Genomic DNA, 20,640 nt, shown 5'->3' on the forward strand with positions numbered 1-20,640 from the left:
CTGCACAATGGCCGAAAGGCCAGATACATAATCTACACAACCACTCAATGGCAAAGTATTAATCGACATGAAAAGGCATAAGAACGTCAGCATGCTGCTGATGCTGATCCTGCTGGTTGCCGTCGGGCAGATGGCGCAGACCATCTATATTCCCGCGATAGCCAACATGGCCGAGGCGCTACACGTCCGCGAGGGCGCGGTGCAGAGCGTGATGGCGGCGTACCTGCTGACCTACGGGATTTCGCAGCTTTTTTACGGTCCGCTCTCGGATCGCGTCGGCCGTCGGCCGGTGATTCTGGTGGGGATGTCCATTTTTATGCTGGCGACGCTTATCGCCATCACCACCCACAGCCTGACGGTACTGATTGCCGCCAGCGCGCTGCAGGGGATGGGGACCGGCGTCGGCGGCGTGATGGCGCGCACCCTGCCCCGCGACCTCTATGAGGGTACCCAGCTGCGCCACGCTAACAGCGTGCTGAATATGGGGATTCTGGTAAGTCCGCTGCTGGCGCCGCTGATTGGTGGGGTGCTTGATACGCTGATGGGCTGGCGGGCCTGCTACGGCTTCCTGCTGGTGCTCTGCGCTATCGTTATTTTCAGCATGGCGCGCTGGATGCCGGAAACCCGCCCGCAGGAGGCCCCGCGCACGCGGCTTATCGCCAGCTACCGGACGCTGTTCGGTAACAGCAGCTTCGGCTGCTATCTGCTGATGCTGATTGGCGGCCTGGCGGGCGTCGCGGTCTTTGAGGCCAGCTCAGGCGTACTGCTCGGCGCGGGGCTTGGGCTCAGCAGCATGGCGGTGAGCATTCTGTTTATTCTGCCTATTCCGGCGGCGTTTTTCGGCTCCTGGTTCGCCGGGCGCCCGCACAAGCGCTTCCCGACCCTGATGTGGCAGTCGGTGGCCAGCTGCCTGGTCGCCGGGCTGATGATGTGGATCCCCGGACTGCTCGGAGTGATGACCGTCTGGACGCTGCTGATCCCCGCCGCGCTGTTCTTCTTCGGCGCCGGGATGCTGTTCCCGTTGGCCACCAGCGGGGCGATGGAGCCGTTTCCGTTCCTCGCCGGGACTGCCGGGGCGCTGGTGGGCGGCCTGCAGAATATCGGCTCCGGCGTGCTGGCCTGGCTCTCCGCCCTGCTGCCGCAGAACGGCCAGGCGAGCCTCGGCCTGCTGATGACGCTGATGGGTCTGCTGATCCTGGTGTGCTGGCTACCGCTGGCCTCGCGCTTTCATCACCACCAGCAGACTATCTGAGCATGGCCATCAGTTCCGCCGGCGAACGCCGCTGGCGGATCAGATCGCGCATCACTTTCATGTAGGGCGCGCTGTAGGTAAAAAAGCTGTGATAGCCTTCGCAGAGCGCGCTTTTGCCGCTGGCGTCCCGGTGCTTCGGGCAGTCTCCGTGGCACAGGCGCCGCGCCTGGCAGGTGCGGCACGCCGCGACAAGCGAAGCCTTCTTGTCGTTTCCAAACGCTGACGCCTCCTCGCTGCGGCTAATCTCTGCAAGCGTCGTACGGTGAATATTACCCAGCCGGTACTGCGGATAGACGTAGTGGTCGCACTGATAGATATCGCCGTTTGCTTCCAGCGCAAAGGCGCGGCCGCAGGTCTCGCTCAGGGAGCACATCTGCGGCGCGAAGCCGCACCAGACGCCGAGCGTCGAGTCAAAGAGCTGGACAAAAACGCGCCCCACATCTTCCCTGACCCAGAGATCAAATACGCCGCGCAGAAAACGCCCCCAGGCAGCCGCCGGGACAGCGTTCTCATCCGGCTGTCGGCGCGCATTCAGCTCCAGCAGCGGAATAAACTGGATATGGGCAGTCCCCAGCTCGCGCAGGTAGCGATAGACGCGCCGGGGATGCTCCGCGTTGTGGCAGTTGACCACCGCCAGCAAATTGAAATCGACGCCGCAGGCCCTGAGCATACCGATGGCGCGCAGCACCTTGTGGTGCGTCGGATTACCGCTGCGGCTGACGCGCCATGCATTGTGCAGGTCCGCCGGACCGTCGATGGAGATCCCGACCAGCCAGCCGTTATCGTGAAAAAACTGGCACCAGGCCTCGTTGAGCAGCACGCCGTTGGTCTGAAAGGCGTTATGAATGCGCTTGCCGTTGGCGTAGCGCTGCTGCAGCGCCGCCGCGCGGCGAAAGAAGTCGAGCCCGCACAGGGTAGGCTCCCCGCCCTGCCAGGCAAACTGCACTGGGCATCTATTTGCTGGCGAATAAAGCACTCCAGCGTAACGTCATCCATGACGGGTTGCTGCGGTTTATCGAGATAAAAGCAGTAGCGGCAGTGGAGGTTACAGCGCGAGCTGGCCGGTTTGGCCATTACGTGACATCCTGTCATAGCACTCCCTGAAAGAATAAAATCAACTGTCTCAGATGGTTAATAGCAAACAGCAGCGCGAGTGAAAGTACCGCGAGGGCGATCAAAAATTTATCCCTGACCGCCTTTGGCTCATCGAAATCACAGCGGGTGACGTCCATGACGTTACGGTTGAGGGTGTAGCGCCAGAGGATGAAGGCCACCACCATCAGCACCGCCAGCGAGATCCAGAACGGGATCCCTGCCCGGTGCCAGCTGTGTCTGAGCGCCAGCGCCAGCAGCGCGCCGTAGCCGAGCAGGGTGCGAAACCACGCCAGCGACGTCCGCTCCGGCTGCAGGCCGGGATCGCTGACCCGGCGGTCCCGGCGGCTATCCGGCATGCAGCACCATCGCCACCACGACGGCGGCAACCGCCACCAGTATCCCGCTTATCAGCAGCAGGCTGCGCGTATAGGGCAGGTCCTGCTTCATCCGCATTGCCTTCTCATTATTCAGCCAGCGCAGATAGCCGTAAATCGCCAGCCCGCCGGCAAACAGGCACAGGAGCAGCGACAGCGCCTCGCGGATAACCGGCGTCGCAAAGTCCGGCGCCAGCTGATCGAGGCCGACACCGGCGGCCAGAAAGCCCAGCGCGGTGCGGATCCACGCCAGGAAAGTACGCTCGTTGGCGAGCGAAAAACGGTAATCCGGCGCCTCGCCAAGGCGGGATATCTTCATGTATTCTCCTTGCCCCCTCACCCCGGCCCTCTCCCCGCAGGGAAGAGGGCGAAAAAACGCCCTGAGAAGAGCGGTATCAAAATTTTTGCTTTTTCTTTTCTACCTTAACACCCTGCGTCGGCAGCCCGGTATCGTAATCGCGCACTACCGGCGAGTAGCCATCCTGCGGGCGGGGGCGGAAGGCGCCCATCCATCGCGGCGCGGCATCGCTTCGCCAGGGCCTCATGCTCCACTGGTAGCTGCGAAACGGATCGCGTATTTTATCCATATAGTCCAGCAAACTGTCGTGCAAGTCGTTACGTATTTGCGCGTAATCGGCGCTATCTATCAAATTATGCATCTCATCCGGATCGTTATGTCTGTCGTACAGCTCATCGCTGGTAAACAGATTGAGCACCAGCTTCCAGCGATCGGTCACCCAGCAGCGCACCGGGATGAAGCCGCCGAAACTGTCGTGTTCAATTTCGTAGCGATTAAACTCGACCATCACGCCGCGATCGCGGTTCACCTGCAGAATATCTTCTCCGGGCAGAATATCCGGTTTTTCAATGCCTGCCAGGGCCATCATGGTCGGCAGCAAATCGATATGGCTCACCGGCGTCTCGACCCGCGCGGGCTGCCCCTGCGGTGGGCGCATAATCAGCGGGATGCGGGTAATGTCGTCGTACATCGCTGCGCCCTTGCTGATAAGCCGGTGCGCGCCCATCATCTCACCATGATCGGAGGTGTAGATAACCCAGGTATTCTCCCGCTGGGCGGGCGTCATGGCATCGATCACCCGACCAATCTGGTCATCGACGAAGTCATTGCAGGCAAAGTACAGGGGATGGTGATAGCGGTTGTCTTCCCCGACCGGCGACGGCATTGCCTGCGCCCACAGCCGGTGGTGCTCGGGCTTACCTTCAAGGCTATCGCGGCCTTTATCCCCCAGCGCGTAGTAAAAATCCTCATACTTCTGCAGATACTCCACCGGGCAGGTAAACGGATGGTGCGGCTCATCGTAGGAGACAACCATCAGGAAAGGCTCCGCCTGACGCTGCGGCTGGCTGAGGAAATCCACCGCCCGGTTGCTGATGCGGTGGGCCCAGGTGAAGGTTTCATCAATGCCGTGCTTGCGCAGATCTTCGACGCTGTTCAGCCCGTTGCGCCAGAGACCAATCTCTTCTTCCGTCAGTTCGGCCAGGTAGTTGGCGCCATCGTACCAGTAGTCGGCATCCCACTCCGGCGGGCAGATGCCGGTGCCGAAGTAATCGTGGCCATCCAGGTGCCACTTACCGATATAGCAGGTGTGATAGCCCGCATCCTGGAAATAGCGGCCCATGGTGGAGATATTTTTGCCCGGCGCAACGTTGTTGGTCCAGGGTCCGGACTGATTGGCATAGATGCCGGTAAACAGCCCGGCGCGGGCGGGCGTGCACACCGGCGAACAGGTATAAGCGGAATTGAAGCGGATCCCCTCCTCCGCCAGTCTGTCGATATTATTGGTATTCAGCGGTTTACCGCTGTAACAGCCCACCATATTCGTGGCCTGGGTATCGGTCATAATGAAGAGAAAATTTGGGCGGCTCATGCGTTTTCCTTTACGTCAGAAACAAGAACGGCCGCACCGGCGCGGCGCGTTCTCCAGCTGTCAATGAAGAGATAGATCACCACGGCGGCAGCGATCGCGTAGCTGATAACGGCCAGCCACCGCGAGTTATAGCCGCCGAACTGCGCAAGACCGGCATAGACACCAATCATGGCAAACAGGATGCCAACCGAGGCAATTTTGGCGTTTTTCCAGGGCTGCATATCCACCGCAAACGCGTCCTGAAATTTGAAGGGAGTTTCCCGGGGCTTGATGAAGCCAATAATCAGCATCACCGCGACGTTGAGGCAAAAAGTGCAGGCCAGCACATAGAGAAAATGGAAATCGAACGACACCAGGTAGTTAATGGTGATATAGCTGCAGATGCCGAGGAACATCGCCACTTTCGCCGCCAGAGCCGGAATACGCGGGAAGAAGAAGCCCATCAGGATGATAGTCACCAGCGGCACATTGTAGATACCGTTGAGCTGCTTCATCCAGCTGTAGAGACCTTCCGGGGCATTGGCTATCCACGGGGCGACCACCACCGAAACCACGGCGATAAACAGTCCGAACTTACGCCCGACGCCGACCAACTGCTCCGGCTTTGCCTGCTGATTAATGATGCGGCTATAGATACCCATGCTGAACAGCGTACTGGCGCTGTTGAGAAAGCCGTTGAAGGTGCTGATCACCGCCCCGAACAGCACCGCGCCAAAAAAGCCCACCAGCGGCGTCGGCAGCACGTTACTCACCAGCGCCGGATAGGCCATATCGGCTTTCGGCAAGTCCTGGTAAAGATGAAAGGCGATGAGGCCCGGCAGCACCAGAATAAGCGGGTCGAGCATCTTCAGTACCGCCGTCAGCAGCGCGCCCTTTTGCCCTTCGGCGAGACTTTTCGACGCCAGCGTGCGCTGCACAATGCCCTGATTGGTACACCAGTAGAAGGTGTTAACCAGAATCAGACCGGTAAAGGCGGCGCCAATCGGCAGCGGATCGCTGCTGCCGCCGATGGAGTTGAGCTTCCCGGCGTGAACGGTCGTCAGCTGTTCAAGGCCCTGTAAAAAGCTGCCGTCCCCCATCATCATCAGGCCAAAGACCGGCACCATCAGCCCGCCAATGACCAGACCGATACCGTTAATCGAATCGGCTATCGCCATCGCGCGCATACCGCCGATGACGGCATAGAGGATCCCCGCCACCCCAAGCAGGATGACCAGCAGCCAGATTGCCGCGCCCTGCGACAGGCCAAGCGCATCGCCGATATGAAACAGGCTGTTTAGCGCCAGCGCGCCGGAGTAAAGCACGATGGGCAGAAAGCAGATGCCGGTCGCAATCAGAAAGCAGAAGTCGATGATAATGCGGGTGGTTTTATCATAGCGCTCCTCCAGAAAATCCGGAATGGTCGCAATCCCGCGCTGCAGGTAGCGCGGAAGGAAGATCAGCGCCAGCAGGATCAGGGTAACGGCAGAGGTCACCTCCCAGCCCATCACCGACATGCCGCTGCGGTATGCCTGCCCCGAGAGCCCCACCAGCTGCTCCGTAGAGAGATTGGTCAGCATCAGCGAAGCGGCGATCACCGGCGCCTTCAGAGAACGTCCGGCGAGGAAGTAGCCCTGCTGGGAGGCGGTATCCTGCTTGCGCACCTTTAACCAGGTTATTATCGCGACCAGTAGGGTAAATGCTATAAAGCTCACAATTTGTAGGATATTCATCTTGCAGCCCTTCAACCTTTTATTATGCCGGAGGTAATATCTCCGGTTATCTCTGGCTGATAATTGGTTGTGGACGGAATAAAATGAATGGAAAAAGCCAGTTTTCGCATGTAAAAAACGAAATAACCTACAATATTCCGCTAGTTCTTGATGAAAACGTGATCTCCAGCGGTATCTCGTTAATCTCGCTGTGGCACACGCTGGCCGATGAGAGCTATCGGGTGATCTGGCCAAGGGACAAGCGCAAACCGCTGATCCCTAACTCCTGGGTGGCTATCTATACCCTGCAGGGCTGCGGCAAACTGCTGCTGCGCAACGGGCGGGAAATTATCCTCAACGGCAACTGCATTGTCTTTTTAAAGCCAACGGATATACAAGCCTACTGTTGCGCGGGTCTGCTGTGGGAGCAATACTGGATGGAGTTCACTCCAACCAGCGCCATGGAAATTCCGCTATTACAAATCGGGACGATCTATAGCGGCGATTTATTTAATCGTGAATTAGCCGATGTCGCGGAAATGATCGCGGAAAAAGATCCGCTAAAGAATAATCTGGCGGTCGCCTTCCTGGCAAAAATGATTTATCAGTGGATCTGTCTTATCTCCGAAAACGGTAAAAAAGATGCGCAGCTGCTGCAAATAGAAAATCTTTTATCGATCCTGCACAGTGATTTGCGGGAAAACTGGAGCGTACAGGCGATGGCGCAAAAAATGCAGTGCAGCGAACAGCACCTGCGGCGGCTGTTTTTGCGCTATACCGGCAAAACGCCGAAGGAGTACTACCTCGATGCGAGGCTTGAGCTGGCGCACTCCCTGCTGAAGCAGGAGGGGCAGACGGTGGGTAAAGTGGCAGACATGCTCAATTTTTTTGATGCCTTTCACTTCAGTAAGGCATTCAAGCGAAAGTTTGGCGTGGCGCCTTCGGTGCTGCTGAGGGCGCAAAAAAGCCCCGAAAATTCGGGGCTTCGCGGATAAGCGCAGATTAGCTGTGCAGCGCCGGGCGCTCGCTAATGGCGATACGCTGCGGGACGATTGCTTCCGGCTCGTTGCGGGTCAGGTCGATATGCAGCAGGCCGTTGGTGAAGGTCGCGCCGGAGACCTCCATATGCTCAGCCAGAGTGAAGCTCAGGCTGAACGGCTGGGTGACCAGCCCCTGGTGCAGCCACTTCGGCTCGCTGTCCGGCTTCTGCGGCGTACCCTTGATGGCAAGGCGGGTACCTTCGAGCTGAATGTCGAGATCGTCCTGGCGAAAGCCCGCCAGCGCAAGGGTAATGCGGTAGTGATTATCGTCGCTTTTTTCGATGTTGTACGGCGGAAAGCCCTGGGCTTCGCCCGTATTCAGCATAGCGTTGGCCAGTTTATCGAAGCCGATCCACTGACGCAGCATGGGGGATAAATCGAAGTTACGCATAGTTTATTCTCCTTCTGAGAAGCGAGTTGATGCCTGCGAAAAAATTCGCAGATGCTCCCTGACGGCGAGCACGGTATATACGGGCGGCGCTGCCGCCCGCGGGGAATCAGTTAATTTCGATACGGCGCGGTTTATTCGCTTCCGGAATAACGCGCTCAAGCTCGATATAGAGCAGGCCGTTTACCAGGTTCGCGCCCTTAATATGAATATTGTCGGCGAGCTGGAATTTGCGCTCGAAGTTGCGCTCGGCAATGCCCTGATAAAGATAGGTGCGCTCTTTCTGCTCGGCTTCATGGGAGCCTTTCACCACCAGCAGGTTATCCTGGGCAGTAATATCCAGTTCGCTTTCGGCAAATCCGGCGACGGCAATTGCGATGCGGTAGTGGTTTTCGTCTACCAGCTCAACGTTATACGGAGGATAGCCGCCGTTCCCCTGGCTCTGGTTATTTTCCAGCAGGTTGAACAGACGGTCGAAACCAATGGCTGAACGATAAAGCGGAGAGAGATCGAAGTTACGCATATTTTAAGCTCCTGAAATCAGCGAGAGTTTACTGACCTTCCATCGTGGACAGGTCGATTTTAGCCGGAACACCCCGCAGGCGAGTTCCTTATTGGCCTTGTAAGTAAAATGGGTGCCGGGGAACAATTTTCAAGAGTGCCGATCTTATTTTTTGCACTTTCTGGCTCAGGGCATAGACTGGAAAGTGCGACAGGCGCCACAGAGCGCTGTTCAGGGACTACTCATTTTATTGGCGGGCGGCTATAACCCCGCTTTACAGGCATTCAGAGTGCCGACAATGATGAAAACTCATGATGAAAACGTTTCTGCTTAAACCTGTTTTATGGTCGGGGATGATCGCGCTGGCGGGATGCTCCAGCGTCATGTCACATACGGGCGGCAAGGAGGGGACCTATCCTGGCACCCGGGCCAGCGCCGGCATGCTCGGTGACGACAGCAACGGCTGGGGCACCAAATCGCTAGTGGCCATTGATATGCCGTTCACCGCGCTAATGGATACCCTGCTACTGCCCTGGGATCTGTTCCGCACCGACGACTCGGTGAAGAGCCGGGTGGAAAAGAGCGAGCAGGCCAATCAGGCCACAAACGCGGTGATCCCGCCTGCGGAAATGTCCGCGCGCTGAGTCAGACGACCGCGGGCGCCGTCCACAGCTGGCGAAAACCGTCGGTCTCCTGCATCCACGCCACCTGCCGCCCGTCCGGGGAAAACACCACCGCATCGGGCGACGGCGGATTTTCACGATCGGGCGTCAAAAAGCGGATTTCGCCGCTGCGGGCGTCCGCCAGCGCAATGCGTCCTTCCAGCACGAACCCCAGCCAGTTTCCCGACGGATGCCAGTTAAACGCCGACTGAATGCCGCTGCTGCGGGTCAGCTGGCGCAGGCCGCTGCCGTCCGGCGCAATCAGCCACAGCTGGACCACGCCGCTCTCATCGCGCATCAGGAAAGCAATCTGCTGACCCTGCGGATCGCTGCGCACCCAGTGGCGCGGGACATTGACCAGGCCCGGATATTTTCTGTCGTGGGTAAAGGTCAGCCGCTGCTGAACCACGCCCGCCGGCGGCGCCGGCATGGCACTGTCGGTGCCGCACAGCGGCCCGCTGCCCGCCCGCTTCCAGCCAGCCTCATCCTGCGGCAGCGTGACGATAAACAGCTCCGGCACCTTTTCACCGCTCGCCGAACGCGTATCGCCGATAAAGGCCAGCCGGCGGCTGCCGACCCAGCCCTCTTCATAGGCGCGATCGATATCGTCGCTGCCGGGCCGCGGCGATGGCGTCGTGCGGCTGACCAGCACGCACCAGCAGCTGCCCGCGTACTCGCGGGGATGATTTCCGCCGGGAACTACCGGGCCAAAAGGCGCGGCGACGCCGACGTTGCGCAGATCCAGCGCCGGATCGCGCTCATGCAGAACGTGGTCGTTATAGGTAAAGCTGACCAGCCCGCCGTCCGGGCTCCAGACGTGGACGTGGCTGCCGCCGCGCAGCGCGCCCGGCGTATAAGGCGGCGTGATGTCCATTGCGTCGAGATTGCTGACCCTGCCGCCGGCGCTCACCGCGCCCCGGCGGTGGTGAAAATCATAGCGCCAGTCTGCATCCGGATTTTCCGGGCCGTGGATAAAGACGTAGCGATCTTCCGCCGGATGCACCGTCACCACGCCGACGTGGGCCCCGGCGGGGGCGCGATAAATCACCTCGATCTCGCCGGTATCAACATTGACTCGCTCGATAGTCTCGCCGGTAAAGGAAGCGCCGGCAGGGCGGACGTCATAGACCAGCCACTGGCTGTCCGCGGTCCAGGTGCGGGTATTGGTAAGCTGGTGATTGCGGGGATCGAAGGTGATTTGCTTCATGGATAAAAGGGCCCTGATGCGCGGTTTTCGCATCAGGGTATAGCAAGCCGGCGCGTTAGCCTACCCGTTTTACCTCTCCGACCAGCAGGAGATAAGAGAGCGCGCCGATAAGCGCCACCGCCGAGATATAGACCAGCGCCGGGCCGAAGCCGTAATCTTCGGCAAGATAACCAATGACCAGCGGCACGGTGATGCCCCCGAGGCCACCGACGAAGTTAAACATGCCGCCGCACAGGCCAATCAGGCGCATCGGCGCCAGAGAAGAGACCAGCGACCAGGTGATGGAGGCAAAGCCGTTGCCGAAGAAGGCGATCGCCATCAGGATCATGATCCACAGCGGATCGCTGGTGTAGTTGGCAGCCATTATGCAGGTGGAGATCAGCAGCCCGCAAATAATCGGCGTCTTGCGCGCCGCGCCGAGGGTGAAGCCTTTTTTCACCATCTTGTCCGCCAGCCAGCCGGAGAGCAGCACGCCGACGAAGGCGGCCAGGAACGGCACCGTGGTCATAAAGCCGGCCTCAAGGGCGGCAATGCCCTTCTCCTGGGTCAGATAGTTGGGGAACCAGGTGAGGAAGAACCACAGGGTGGAGGTGACGGCAAACTGGCCGAGATAGACGCCAATAAGCTTACGATGAAACACCAGCTTCCAGTCGGCGCGGGTCAGCGGCCGGCGTTCGGCCTTCTCCACCGGCGCATCGCCGTCCACCAGCCCGCCGCCGTCGCGAATATACGCAAGCTCCGCAGGGGTAACGCTTTTGGTCAGACGCGGCGGCTGATACACCTTAAACCAGATGAACGACCAGATAATGCCGATCCCGCCGGTAACGATAAACACCCAGTGCCAGCTCAGCAGCTCCTGGATCCAGATAAGCAGCGGCGTTAAAAAGGCCAGGCCGACAAACTGTCCGGAGGTGTAAAAGCCCACCGCCGAGGCGCGCTCGTGCTCCGGAAACCAGCTGGTGACCATCCGGTTATTGGTGGGAAACGCCGGCGCTTCAAAAATGCCGGTAACGGCGCGCAGGCCAATCAGCGACATCAGCCCGCTGGCGAAGCCCTGCAGCAGTGTCGCCACCGACCAGCCGAAAATGGCGATAAAGTAGGTCAGCCGGGAGCCGACGCGGTCGAGAAACCAGCCGCCGGGGATCTGGCAGAGCGTATAGAGCCAGGCGAAAGCGGAAAAGACGTAGCCCATTTCCGCCTTGCTGATGCCGAACTCCTGCTGAATATGGGCCGAGGCGACGGCGAGGTTGGCGCGGTCAACGTAGCAGATGACCACGGTAATAAAGATCATGGCCAGCGTCAGGTAGCGGCGGCGGCCGGGTTTTGCAGCGGTAACGGAAATATCCATCGCTGTCTCTCTCCAGATTTTAGGCACGGCGAAGCCGCTCACCGTGCCCTGTAGTTACAGAGGGTTATGTTTTTTATGATTTATTTTGGGGTACTGCCGGGCTCAGGGAGTGCGTCTTACCACTCTGCGACGCTGCCGTCTTCGTGGCGCCACAGCGGGTTGCGCCAGTCGGGCGCCTGCCTGCTCATCTCAACAACTTTCTCTTCGTCAATCTCAACGCCGAGACCCGGCTTCATCAGCGGTTTAAAGAAGCCGCCTTCCATGCTGAAGTCCTGCTTGTTTTTGACGAAGTCGAGCAGCTCCGCGCCTTTGTTGTAGTGGATGCCCATGCTCTGCTCCTGGAACACCGCGTTGTGCGAGACAAAGTCAACGTGCAGGCAGGCGGCCAGCGCAATGGGACCGAGCGGGCAGTGCGGGGCCAGCGCGACGTCGTACGCCTCGGCCATGCCGGCAATTTTGTAGCACTCGGTGATACCGCCAGCGTGGGACAGGTCCGGCTGCAGAATGGCGAGCCCGCCCGCCTCCAGCACTCGCTTGAACTCAAAGCGGGAGAACATGCGCTCGCCGGCGGCGATTGGAATGTGGGTTTGCGCCGCCAGGCGCGGATAGTATTCCGCCTGCTCGGCCAGCACCGGCTCTTCAATAAACAGCGGTCGGTAAGGCTCAAGCTCTTTGATCAGCACTTTTGCCATCGGGGCGCTGACCCGGCCGTGGAAGTCGAGGCCGAACTCAATCTCGCTGCCGAAGGCTTCGCGGATCTGCGCCACGGTATGCACGGCGGCGTCTACCGCGCGGGAGTTATGAATCATCCCCATCTCTTCGCAGCCGTTGAGCTTGAAGGTGTCAAAACCGATACCGCGCAGCTTTGTAATGCCGTCGATAACCTCTGCCGGGCGGTCGCCGCCGACCCAGCTGTAGGCCTTAATTTTGTCGCGCACCAGGCCGCCCATCAGCTGCCACACCGGGGCGTTCAGCACCTTGCCTTTGATATCCCACAGCGCCTGATCGATACCGGCAATGGCGCTCATCAGAATAGGTCCGCCGCGGTAGAAGCCGCCGCGGTACATCACCTGCCAGAGGTCGTTGATGCGCGCCGGATCCTGGCCAATCAGATAATCGCCAAGCTCCTGCACGGCGGCCTCCACCGAGCGCGCGCGGCCCTCGATCACCGGCTCTCCCCAGCCGACGATGCCTTCATCGGTTTCAATCTTCAGGAACATCCAGCGCGGGGGTAAACGGTAAGTGGTAAGTCTGGTTATTTTCATTGCACTGCCTCTCGATACGCTTTTACAAATGCTGCCGCCTGCCGCGCGGTGCGCGCGACGTCCTGGCCTGCGCGATACAGATCGCTGCCGAGCCCGGCACCGATGCAGCCGACGCTTAACCATTCGCCTAAGTTTTCCGGCGTGACGCCGCCGACGGCAAATACCGGCACCTCTGCGGGAAGTACCGCCTTCAGCGCTTTGATGTAGCCGGGGCCGAAGGCCGAAGAAGGAAAAATTTTCAGCGCCTGGGCGCCCGCGTCGAGCGCGGCAAAGGCCTCTGAGGCGGTGGCACAGCCCGCGCAGACCGTCATTCCCTGGGCAACGGCCCGGCGGATCACCGCAGGCTCGGTATTGGGCGTAACCACCAGCCGGCTGCCCAGCTCGGCCAGGCGGTCGACCTGCTCCGGCTTGAGTACTGTTCCTGCGCCAATAAGCGCCTTTTCGCCGAAGGTAGCCACCATATCGCCAATGCTTTTCTCCCATTCCGGGGAGTTAAGCGGGATCTCAACGGCGTCAAATCCGGCCTCAAGAAGGGCCGAAACGTGATCGCGAGCCTCGGCGGGCGTGATGCCGCGCAGGATAGCGATCAGCGGAAGATTAGTGTGCCACTGCATGAATAATGCTCCTTATGCCTGCCTGAAAAGCCTTGTCGCCGGAGACGACGGAGACCGTACGTCCGGCGGCGCCGAGCGCCTGCCGGTAGCGGTCCGCCAGGGCGGTACCGGCCACCAGCGTGACGGCCTGCCGGTCAGGAAGGCGCGCACACATGGCTGCGACCTCCGCGCCGATCAGCAGACCGGAGAGAAAGTCGCTCACCTGCGCACGGGGCAGGCAGCCCAGCACGTGGCGGGCGCGAACTTCAAAAAGCTGCGGCAGCAGAAGGGGATCGTCGAGGCCTCGCGCCAGGCCGGCGGCGAAAACCGCTGGCGCAGCCTCTTGTGCCGGCAGGCCCGCGCCCACCAGCGAGTGCTGCAGCAGGAGATGGTGCAGCTCGCCGGTCATCACAGTATGAAAATCGAGTATCTGCCGGTCGTCGGCCTGCACCCATTTGCAGTGGGTGCCGGGCATGACGTACAGCGAGGAGGGCTGGATCTGGCGGGCGCCGAGCAGCTGGGTCTCTTCGCCGCGCATCACGTTATGGTTGTCGTCACCGCAGACCGACAGGCCGGGCACAATCCAGACGCCGTCGGCCACTTCAGTCAGCCGCTGACCGATGTCTGAAAACGCGACAGGTACCGGCAGGTAGGGCACGTTCTGCCAGCCGACGTTGCTGCCGACCATGCCTGCCATGATCACCGGCGTTGTTCCGCAGCGCCAGCCTTCGGAGACCTCTGCTAACACCGCCTGCGGGGGGCGCCCGCCGAGCCGGGTCACGCCTGCTTCTGACTGCCGGCTGTCCCGGCACTCGTCGCCCTCATACAGCCAGGCGCGCAGGTTGGTCGATCCCCAGTCGATAGCGATGTAGCGTGACGTCATGTGATTTCCTTTAGCCTTCGTGTGGAGCTGGCGATCATAGTGAGCGCCGCCTGCTCTGCCGCGTCGCCGTCCTGATGCCGGATAGCATCGAACAGCGCCTTATGCTCCTGGAGGGTTTTCGGCATGTTGGCCTCGTCGCCCATCCAGGTGCGTTCAAATACCGCCCGCTGCAGCGAGCTGATGGCCACGCTCAGCTGCTGCAGTACCGGATTGTGTACCGATGCCAGTACCGCCTCGTGGTAGCGAATATCGGCTTCGTTAAACGCGTCGCGATCCTGATTGTTGGCAATCATGTCGTTCAGCGCCGACTCGATTTGCGCCAGATCGCTGGAGGTGGCCCGCTCCGCCGCCCAGCGGGCAATAGCGGGTTCGACCAGGTTACGCGTTTCGCTCATCGCGCCGATAAGCCGCGGGTCATAGTCATTTGCCAGCACCCACTGCAGCACGTCGCTGTCGAGGTAGTTCCACTGGTTGCGCGGGGCTACAAACGCGCCGCGATAGCGCTTCATCTCAATCAGCCGCTTTGCCATCAGCGAGCGGTAAACCTCGCGAATGATGTTGCGCGAGGTGGCAAACTCCTCGCAAAGCTCTGCTTCGGCGGGCAGCGACGCGCCGGGGACATATTTGCCGCTGACGATCTGCTGCCCGAGCGTGATGACGATGCGGTCGGTTTTATTCAGGGTCATGGAGAGTCCTTCTGCTTTATGTGTGCGGAATTACTTTACCCGCGACCGCTGAATTTCGCTTCGGTTTTGCAGTACACAAGTCACTCTCCTGCCCTCTCATTGACGATAATGTAGTACAACATACATGTATTGTACTACAATGCAGATCACAAAACAGACTAATAACGTCCCAGCGCCATCCGCTATAGCTACGCCTGCGGGCTGTAAACCGCCTCAGCAGGCTCACTTTCCGGCATGGAGATGCTTATTGAAGAGCCTGCAAGGGGCGTTTATCGGGGGAGTTTCTTCCCGGGCGGGAAACGGCAATGCCTATAATGCCGCCGGCGATCAGCGCAATGGCCACAATGAGCAGCCCGCTGTGATAGCTATGGGTGACATCTTTTATCTTTCCTAATACCGGCGGTAGCCCGAGGCCGACGAAATTTGCAATAGTATTGATAAAGGCAATTGATGCCGCCGCCGCGACGCCGGCCAGTTTCTGCGTCGTTACGGCCCAGAACACCGGCGTTAGCGCAAAATTAAAGCCAACCGTCAATACCAGCATAATATAGGACAGCAGCAGGCTGCCGGAGTAAATAGCAATTGCCAGCGCGATCCCGGAGAAAATCAGCGGCAGTCCCATATGCAGCGACCGCTCTTTCGTTAAATCAGAGTGCCGACCGTTAAAATACATAAAGACACACGCGAGAATAAACGGTATCGAAGAGAGCAAACTGATAATAAAATTACTTTGCTCACTGGCAATGCTTTTCAGAATTAAGGGTAAAAAGAGCGTAATGCCAATCGAACCAAACGCCTGCAGGAACCACACCAGACTCAGCAATAGTACCGTTTTGTTTTTTAGTACCTCAATAATGGAGTGATGCTTTGCGATGACGGTATTTTGATTATCACTCTCCAGTCGGGCGATCAGCCACTGCTTTTCTGAAGGAGACAACCAGCGCGCATCCTGCGGTTTTGACGGCAAAAACCGGAGTACCAGAACCCCGAGGACCATTGCCGGAAGCCCCTCAATAGCGAATAACCAGCGCCAGCCGGCAATATCGGCGATACCATGCATGTTCAGAATGGTTCCTGACAGCGGTAGGCCAATAATGGAGGCAAGCACCGAACCCATGTAGAAAAATGACATCGCCCGTGCGCGGTTGCTTTGAGGAAACCAGCATGAAATATAGTAAATGATCCCGGGGGCAAATCCCGCCTCTGCCATCCCTAACAGAAATCGCATAATGTAGAGCTGGGTGGGCGTTTGTACAAGAGATAACCCGGCGCTAACAATTCCCCAGGTGATCATAATCCTCGCAATCCATATTCTCGCTCCCACCTTTGTCATAATAATATTGCTGGGTATTTCAAAAATGATGTACGAGATGTAAAACATAGCCACACCGAGACCATACATACTGGCGCTCAGACCTAAATCAGCATTCATTTGCAATGCTGCGATAGATATATTGGTTTTATCGAGGTTAGCTACAAAATAGCATATGATAATAAAAGGAATTATTTTGCTATTGAGTTTTTTTAATACAGATGTACAGAATTCAGTGTTCATACGTAATGACCTCATCATTCTCTCTTCTGCCCGAGGAAAGAGCTGACGTTGTGAAATAAATAAAATTATTATTGTATGGTGACGCACATTTATTTCCTGGCGCTTAAACCGCTTGCGTTGCGGATGCAGAACCCAGCGCTCATTGACCATGAAGTTATAAAAATGTAGTACAAAATAACAATATTGCACTACAACCGAGATCACAAAAACAGCAATTAAGTTGCAGGAATGTTACTTCAGTAGAAAGGAGGCATAAAAAACCCGCTCCAGGAGCGGGTCAGAAGAGAAAGGCCGGAGGCTAGTTCAGCGCGAATTTCTCAATAGCGTATGCCACGCCGTCCTCAAGGTTAGATTTGGTCACGAAGTTTGCCGCCGCTTTAACGGCGGGGATCGCGTTATCCATCGCCACGCCAACGCCCGCAAAAGCGATCATCGCGATGTCGTTTTCCTGATCGCCCAGGGCCATGATTTCGTCAGGCTCAATGCCCAGCACCTCGGCCAGCGACTTCACGCCGGTTCCCTTATTGACGCGCTTGTCGAGGATTTCCAGAAAATAAGGCGAACTTTTCATCACCGTATATTTTTCCCGAACCTCATCGGGAATGCGGGTAATCGCATCGTCCAGAATCGCCGGCTCGTCGATCATCATCACCTTCAGCAGCTGGATATCTTTATCCATCTTCTCCGCCTCGCAGAACACCAGCGGAATGGTGGCAACGTAGGACTCGTGCACCGTGTAGTAGCTGATATCGCGGTTGGCGGTGTAGAGGTAGTTGCGGTCCAGGGCGTGGAAGTGAGAGCCCACTTCGCGGGCCAGCTGTTCCAGATAGCGGTAGTCGTCATAGCTCAGGGTGGTTTGCGCCACCGTGCTGCCGTCGGCGGCATTTTGCACCAGCGCACCGTTGTAGGTGATGCAGTAGTCGCCGGGTCGGTTCATGCCAAGCTCTTCGAGGTAGCGGTGCACGCCCGCGTAGGGCCGCCCGGTGGTGAGCACCACCTTCACGCCGCGCTCGCGGGCGGCGGTAATGGCCTGCTTCACCGCCGGAGAGATAGTGTGGTCGGGCAGCAGCAACGTTCCGTCCATGTCGATTGCAATCAGTTTGATAGCCATAGGATCCCCGATATCAGTATGTTCTTACTCATGCTAACGCGATTTAGCTCAAAAAACAGTAGCAGAGTCCGTCTTAAACGGGGAGCAGAAATGGCGGCCGCAGCCTCTTTTCGGCCGGGCTGCGGGCAGCGGGCGAAGTGCGCTGCCCGGATGGCGGATCAGCTAAACAGCTTGCCCTTCAGCAGATTCATGCCTGCCGCCAGCAGATCGCTGCCGGAGTCGGCGGTCACTTCACCCTGCGGCGACAGCGCGTCGATAACCTTCGGCAGGTACTGCGCCAGCATGGACGCGGCGGCGGTAGTATCAATGCCCAGTTTCGCGCCGAGCGCCGCGACCGCCGGACTGCCCAGGGCCGCCGTGACCTGCTCGCTGCTGATAAGGTGATTCGTCGCATCGTTGCTGAGCCACGACTCCACGATATCGTGAAGGCCGCCATTGCGCAGCCTGTCCAGCAGCGCCTGGACGCCGCCCTGCTCGTTCACCCAGCTCAGGATCGCCTGATATTTTGCCGCGTCGCCGCCCAACATGCCGGCAACCTGATCAAAAAGTCCCATACAACCTCCTCCTTTAATGATTGCAGCCAGAATACGCAATAACGTTAGCACTGGCTAAAAAAAAGCCGCACGGGAAGGTGCGGCTGTTCGACATCGTGCTGCTTAAATATCGATATTCGCCGCCTTCAGGGCGTTTTCTTCGATAAACGCGCGGCGCGGCTCGACCGCATCGCCCATCAGGGTGGTGAACAGCTGATCGGCGGCGATAGCGTCTTTGACGGTCACGCGCAGCATGCGGCGGCTTTCCGGATCCATGGTGGTTTCCCACAGCTGTTCCGGGTTCATTTCACCGAGACCTTTGTAGCGCTGGACGGAGAGGCCGCGGCGGGACTCTTTCACCAGCCACTCCAGCGCCTGCTCGAAGCTGGCAATCGGCTGGCGGCGCTCGCCGCGCTCGATGAAAGCGTCCTCTTCGATCAGGCCGCGCAGCTTCTCGCCCAGCGTGCAGAGGCGGCGGTACTCCGCGCCGGTAACAAACTCGTGATCGAGCGGATAGTCGGTGTCCACGCCGTGGGTGCGCACGCGGATAATCGGCTCAAAGATCTGCTGTTCGGCGTTTTCACGCACGTCGAACTTCCACAGGCTGCCGTGCTGCTCGCTCTCGTTCAGCTCGGTGACCAGGGCGTTCACCCAGCGGGTAACGGTCTGCTCATTGCTGAGGTCGGCTTCGCTCAGGGTCGGCTGATAGACCAGCTCCTTAAGCAGCGTTTTCGGGAAGCGGCGCTCCATGCGGCCAATCATCTTCTGGGTGCCGTTATATTCGGCCACCAGTTTTTCCAGCGCTTCGCCCGCGAGCGCCGGGGCGCTGGCGTTGGTGTGCAGGGTCGCGCCGTCAAGGGCGATGGCAATCTGGTACTGGTCCATCGCCTCGTCGTCTTTGATGTACTGCTCCTGCTTGCCCTTCTTCACTTTGTACAGCGGCGGCTGGGCGATGTAGACGTGGCCGCGCTCGACGATCTCCGGCATCTGGCGATAGAAGAAGGTCAGCAGCAGGGTGCGGATGTGCGAACCATCGACGTCGGCATCGGTCATGATGATGATGCTGTGATAGCGCAGCTTATCCGGGTTGTACTCGTCGCGGCCGATGCCGCAGCCGAGCGCGGTGATAAGGGTCGCCACTTCCTGGGAAGAGAGCATCTTGTCGAAGCGCGCTTTCTCGACGTTGAGGATTTTACCCTTCAGCGGCAGGATAGCCTGGTTCTTGCGGTTACGGCCCTGCTTGGCAGAGCCGCCCGCGGAGTCCCCTTCCACGAGGTACAGTTCAGACAGCGCCGGGTCGCGCTCCTGGCAGTCCGCCAGTTTGCCCGGCAGGCCGGCCAGATCCAGCGCGCCTTTACGGCGGGTCATTTCGCGGGCGCGGCGGGCCGCTTCGCGGGCGCGGGCCGCGTCGATAATTTTGCCGACGACGATTTTGGCGTCGGACGGGTTTTCCAGCAGGTATTCGCTCAGCAGCTCGTTCATCTGCTGCTCAACGGCGGATTTCACCTCGGAGGAGACCAGCTTGTCTTTGGTCTGCGAGGAGAACTTCGGATCCGGCACCTTGACGGACACCACGGCAATCAGGCCTTCGCGGGCGTCGTCGCCGGTGGCGCTGACTTTCGCCTTCTTGCTGTAGCCCTCTTTATCCATGTAGGCGTTGAGGGTGCGGGTCATCGCCGCGCGGAAGCCCGCCAGGTGGGTGCCGCCGTCGCGCTGCGGAATGTTGTTGGTGAAGCAGTAGATGTTTTCCTGGAAACCGTCGTTCCACTGCAGCGCCACTTCCACGCCGATACCGTCTTTTTCGGTGGAGAAGTAGAAGATATTCGGGTGGATCGGCGTTTTGTTCTTGTTGAGATACTCAACGAACGCCTTGATGCCGCCTTCGTAGTGGAAGTGATCCTCTTTACCGTCGCGCTTATCGCGCAGGCGAATAGAGACGCCGGAGTTCAGGAACGAAAGCTCGCGCAGGCGCTTGGCGAGGATTTCATATTCAAATTCGGTAACGTTGGTGAAGGTTTCCAGGCTCGGCCAGAAGCGCACGGTGGTCCCGGTCTTCTCGGTTTCGCCGGTCACCGCCAGCGGAGCTTCCGGAACGCCGTGAACATAAATCTGGCGGTGGATCTGGCCTTCGCGGTTGATCACCAGCTCCAGCTTCTGCGACAGGGCGTTAACCACCGAGACGCCCACGCCGTGCAGGCCGCCGGAGACTTTATAGGAGTTATCGTCAAATTTGCCGCCCGCGTGCAGGACGGTCATGATCACTTCCGCAGCGGAGACGCCCTCTTCCGGGTGAATGCCGGTCGGAATGCCGCGGCCGTCATCCTGAACGGAGACGGAGTTGTCGGCATGGATAGTGACGACAATATCAGAACAGTGACCCGCGAGCGCTTCGTCGATAGCGTTATCCACGACCTCGAATACCATATGGTGCAGACCGGTGCCGTCATCCGTATCGCCGATATACATACCCGGGCGCTTACGCACCGCATCCAGCCCTTTCAGGACTTTGATACTGGAGGAGTCATAAGAATTCGACATCAACGTTTCTCGCTCATTTCAACTTGGG

At 58.8% G+C, this 20,640-nt stretch carries 19 protein-coding genes, 1 pseudogene and 1 other annotated feature; of the genes and pseudogenes, 3 read left to right on the forward strand and 17 right to left on the reverse strand.

Annotated elements, in window-relative coordinates; genetic code table 11:
- Positions 1 to 67: 67 nt before the first annotated feature.
- The gene (emrD, locus tag ENGE1_RS20400) at positions 68 to 1,252 is read left to right on the forward strand and encodes a multidrug efflux MFS transporter EmrD (protein ID WP_043081394.1); all 1,185 of its coding nucleotides are present in this window, start codon (positions 68 to 70) and stop codon (positions 1,250 to 1,252) included.
- Here the strand turns inward: emrD and ENGE1_RS20405 are convergent.
- The 5 genes and pseudogenes from ENGE1_RS20405 to ENGE1_RS20425 all read right to left on the reverse strand — a co-directional run bounded on the left by ENGE1_RS20405 (position 1,245) and on the right by ENGE1_RS20425 (position 6,322).
- A pseudogene (locus ENGE1_RS20405) lies at positions 1,245 to 2,344 on the reverse strand (anaerobic sulfatase maturase). The gene emrD and the pseudogene ENGE1_RS20405 sit on opposite strands and share 8 nt — an antisense overlap.
- Complete coding sequence (locus ENGE1_RS20410) at positions 2,341 to 2,703, reverse strand: DUF202 domain-containing protein (protein ID WP_043081396.1); 363 nt, start codon at positions 2,701 to 2,703, stop codon at positions 2,341 to 2,343. Before ENGE1_RS20410 ends, ENGE1_RS20405 begins: the two are co-directional and overlap by 4 nt.
- On the reverse strand, positions 2,693 to 3,040 hold the full coding sequence (locus tag ENGE1_RS20415) for a YidH family protein (protein WP_043081397.1): 348 nt from the start codon (positions 3,038 to 3,040) through the stop codon (positions 2,693 to 2,695). The genes ENGE1_RS20410 and ENGE1_RS20415 overlap by 11 nt, the downstream gene beginning before the upstream one ends.
- Positions 3,041 to 3,116: 76 nt before the next feature.
- Positions 3,117 to 4,610, reverse strand: a complete 1,494-nt coding sequence (locus ENGE1_RS20420; RefSeq protein WP_048253565.1) for a sulfatase-like hydrolase/transferase — start codon at positions 4,608 to 4,610, stop codon at positions 3,117 to 3,119.
- Positions 4,607 to 6,322, reverse strand: a complete 1,716-nt coding sequence (locus ENGE1_RS20425) for a solute:sodium symporter family transporter (protein ID WP_043081399.1) — start codon at positions 6,320 to 6,322, stop codon at positions 4,607 to 4,609. Before ENGE1_RS20425 ends, ENGE1_RS20420 begins: the two co-directional genes overlap by 4 nt.
- A gap of 83 nt (positions 6,323 to 6,405) precedes the next feature.
- Between ENGE1_RS20425 and ENGE1_RS20430 the strand changes: the two genes are divergently transcribed.
- A complete protein-coding gene (locus tag ENGE1_RS20430; RefSeq protein WP_048253564.1) occupies positions 6,406 to 7,296 on the forward strand; it encodes a helix-turn-helix transcriptional regulator in 891 nt (296 codons plus the stop codon).
- A gap of 7 nt (positions 7,297 to 7,303) precedes the next feature.
- Here the strand turns inward: ENGE1_RS20430 and ibpB are convergent, their stop codons facing one another.
- A complete protein-coding gene (gene ibpB, locus ENGE1_RS20435; protein WP_043081401.1) occupies positions 7,304 to 7,732 on the reverse strand; it encodes a small heat shock chaperone IbpB in 429 nt (142 codons plus the stop codon).
- A 106-nt stretch (positions 7,733 to 7,838) separates the two neighbouring features.
- Entirely contained in the window at positions 7,839 to 8,252 is a 414-nt protein-coding gene (gene ibpA / locus ENGE1_RS20440) for a small heat shock chaperone IbpA (RefSeq protein WP_045289128.1), read from the reverse strand.
- Positions 8,246 to 8,320: a sequence feature (ROSE (Repression Of Heat Shock gene Expression) occurs in the 5'-region of heat shock genes and acts as an RNA thermometer to modulate expression.), on the reverse strand. (Overlaps the previous gene by 7 nt.)
- Positions 8,321 to 8,542: 222 nt before the next feature.
- Between ibpA and ENGE1_RS20445 the strand changes: the two genes are divergently transcribed.
- Positions 8,543 to 8,875: a YceK/YidQ family lipoprotein gene (locus ENGE1_RS20445; RefSeq protein ID WP_072159951.1), complete on the forward strand. Its 333-nt coding sequence runs from the start codon at positions 8,543 to 8,545 to the stop codon at positions 8,873 to 8,875.
- A gap of 1 nt (position 8,876) precedes the next feature.
- Here ENGE1_RS20445 and ENGE1_RS20450 read toward each other — a convergent pair whose 3' ends face one another.
- The 10 genes from ENGE1_RS20450 to gyrB form a co-directional block, all read right to left on the reverse strand.
- Entirely contained in the window at positions 8,877 to 10,100 is a 1,224-nt protein-coding gene (locus tag ENGE1_RS20450) for a DUF3748 domain-containing protein (protein ID WP_048253563.1), read from the reverse strand.
- A 55-nt stretch (positions 10,101 to 10,155) separates the two neighbouring features.
- The gene (locus ENGE1_RS20455) at positions 10,156 to 11,448 is read right to left on the reverse strand and encodes an MFS transporter (RefSeq protein WP_048253562.1); all 1,293 of its coding nucleotides are present in this window, start codon (positions 11,446 to 11,448) and stop codon (positions 10,156 to 10,158) included.
- 116 nt (positions 11,449 to 11,564) lie between these two features.
- Positions 11,565 to 12,713 (reverse strand): galactonate dehydratase, encoded by a 1,149-nt coding sequence (gene dgoD / locus ENGE1_RS20460; RefSeq protein ID WP_048253561.1) that lies wholly within the window; start codon positions 12,711 to 12,713, stop codon positions 11,565 to 11,567.
- The gene (locus tag ENGE1_RS20465) at positions 12,710 to 13,327 is read right to left on the reverse strand and encodes a 2-dehydro-3-deoxy-6-phosphogalactonate aldolase (RefSeq protein ID WP_045289124.1); all 618 of its coding nucleotides are present in this window, start codon (positions 13,325 to 13,327) and stop codon (positions 12,710 to 12,712) included. The genes dgoD and ENGE1_RS20465 overlap by 4 nt, the downstream gene beginning before the upstream one ends.
- On the reverse strand, positions 13,311 to 14,189 hold the full coding sequence (locus ENGE1_RS20470) for a 2-dehydro-3-deoxygalactonokinase (protein ID WP_048253560.1): 879 nt from the start codon (positions 14,187 to 14,189) through the stop codon (positions 13,311 to 13,313). Before ENGE1_RS20470 ends, ENGE1_RS20465 begins: the two co-directional genes overlap by 17 nt.
- Complete coding sequence (gene dgoR / locus ENGE1_RS20475) at positions 14,186 to 14,875, reverse strand: D-galactonate utilization transcriptional regulator DgoR (protein ID WP_048253559.1); 690 nt, start codon at positions 14,873 to 14,875, stop codon at positions 14,186 to 14,188. Before dgoR ends, ENGE1_RS20470 begins: the two co-directional genes overlap by 4 nt.
- A 244-nt stretch (positions 14,876 to 15,119) precedes the next feature.
- Positions 15,120 to 16,430 carry an MFS transporter gene (locus ENGE1_RS20480; RefSeq protein WP_048253558.1) on the reverse strand — a complete coding sequence of 437 codons (1,311 nt, stop codon included), beginning with the start codon at positions 16,428 to 16,430 and terminating at the stop codon, positions 15,120 to 15,122.
- Positions 16,431 to 16,728: 298 nt separating this feature from the next.
- The gene (yidA, locus tag ENGE1_RS20485; protein ID WP_048253557.1) at positions 16,729 to 17,541 is read right to left on the reverse strand and encodes a sugar-phosphatase; all 813 of its coding nucleotides are present in this window, start codon (positions 17,539 to 17,541) and stop codon (positions 16,729 to 16,731) included.
- Positions 17,542 to 17,699: 158 nt separating this feature from the next.
- Positions 17,700 to 18,113, reverse strand: a complete 414-nt coding sequence (locus tag ENGE1_RS20490; RefSeq protein ID WP_255265521.1) for a YidB family protein — start codon at positions 18,111 to 18,113, stop codon at positions 17,700 to 17,702.
- Positions 18,114 to 18,197: 84 nt separating this feature from the next.
- A complete protein-coding gene (gyrB, locus tag ENGE1_RS20495) occupies positions 18,198 to 20,612 on the reverse strand; it encodes a DNA topoisomerase (ATP-hydrolyzing) subunit B (protein WP_043081407.1) in 2,415 nt (804 codons plus the stop codon).
- Between the last annotated feature and the right edge of the window lie 28 nt (positions 20,613 to 20,640).

Origin of the sequence: Pluralibacter gergoviae ATCC 33028 = NBRC 105706 (assembly GCF_001598855.1) — a bacterium.
Classification (GTDB): Bacteria; Pseudomonadota; Gammaproteobacteria; order Enterobacterales; family Enterobacteriaceae; genus Pluralibacter; species Pluralibacter gergoviae.

What these genes read in the sequence shown, in the direction of transcription:
- emrD (WP_043081394.1), top strand. Translation starts at nt 68, where the DNA reads ATGAAAAGGCATAAGAACGTCAGCATGCTGCTGATGCTGATCCTGCTG.
- ENGE1_RS20410 (WP_043081396.1), bottom strand. Translation starts at nt 2,703, where the DNA reads ATGCCGGATAGCCGCCGGGACCGCCGGGTCAGCGATCCCGGCCTGCAG.
- ENGE1_RS20415 (WP_043081397.1), bottom strand. Translation starts at nt 3,040, where the DNA reads ATGAAGATATCCCGCCTTGGCGAGGCGCCGGATTACCGTTTTTCGCTC.
- ENGE1_RS20420 (WP_048253565.1), bottom strand. Translation starts at nt 4,610, where the DNA reads ATGAGCCGCCCAAATTTTCTCTTCATTATGACCGATACCCAGGCCACG.
- ENGE1_RS20425 (WP_043081399.1), bottom strand. Translation starts at nt 6,322, where the DNA reads ATGAATATCCTACAAATTGTGAGCTTTATAGCATTTACCCTACTGGTC.
- ENGE1_RS20430 (WP_048253564.1), top strand. Translation starts at nt 6,406, where the DNA reads ATGAATGGAAAAAGCCAGTTTTCGCATGTAAAAAACGAAATAACCTAC.
- ibpB (WP_043081401.1), bottom strand. Translation starts at nt 7,732, where the DNA reads ATGCGTAACTTCGATTTATCCCCCATGCTGCGTCAGTGGATCGGCTTC.
- ibpA (WP_045289128.1), bottom strand. Translation starts at nt 8,252, where the DNA reads ATGCGTAACTTCGATCTCTCTCCGCTTTATCGTTCAGCCATTGGTTTC.
- ENGE1_RS20445 (WP_072159951.1), top strand. Translation starts at nt 8,543, where the DNA reads ATGATGAAAACGTTTCTGCTTAAACCTGTTTTATGGTCGGGGATGATC.
- ENGE1_RS20450 (WP_048253563.1), bottom strand. Translation starts at nt 10,100, where the DNA reads ATGAAGCAAATCACCTTCGATCCCCGCAATCACCAGCTTACCAATACC.
- ENGE1_RS20455 (WP_048253562.1), bottom strand. Translation starts at nt 11,448, where the DNA reads ATGGATATTTCCGTTACCGCTGCAAAACCCGGCCGCCGCCGCTACCTG.
- dgoD (WP_048253561.1), bottom strand. Translation starts at nt 12,713, where the DNA reads ATGAAAATAACCAGACTTACCACTTACCGTTTACCCCCGCGCTGGATG.
- ENGE1_RS20465 (WP_045289124.1), bottom strand. Translation starts at nt 13,327, where the DNA reads ATGCAGTGGCACACTAATCTTCCGCTGATCGCTATCCTGCGCGGCATC.
- ENGE1_RS20470 (WP_048253560.1), bottom strand. Translation starts at nt 14,189, where the DNA reads ATGACGTCACGCTACATCGCTATCGACTGGGGATCGACCAACCTGCGC.
- dgoR (WP_048253559.1), bottom strand. Translation starts at nt 14,875, where the DNA reads ATGACCCTGAATAAAACCGACCGCATCGTCATCACGCTCGGGCAGCAG.
- ENGE1_RS20480 (WP_048253558.1), bottom strand. Translation starts at nt 16,430, where the DNA reads ATGAACACTGAATTCTGTACATCTGTATTAAAAAAACTCAATAGCAAA.
- yidA (WP_048253557.1), bottom strand. Translation starts at nt 17,541, where the DNA reads ATGGCTATCAAACTGATTGCAATCGACATGGACGGAACGTTGCTGCTG.
- gyrB (WP_043081407.1), bottom strand. Translation starts at nt 20,612, where the DNA reads ATGTCGAATTCTTATGACTCCTCCAGTATCAAAGTCCTGAAAGGGCTG.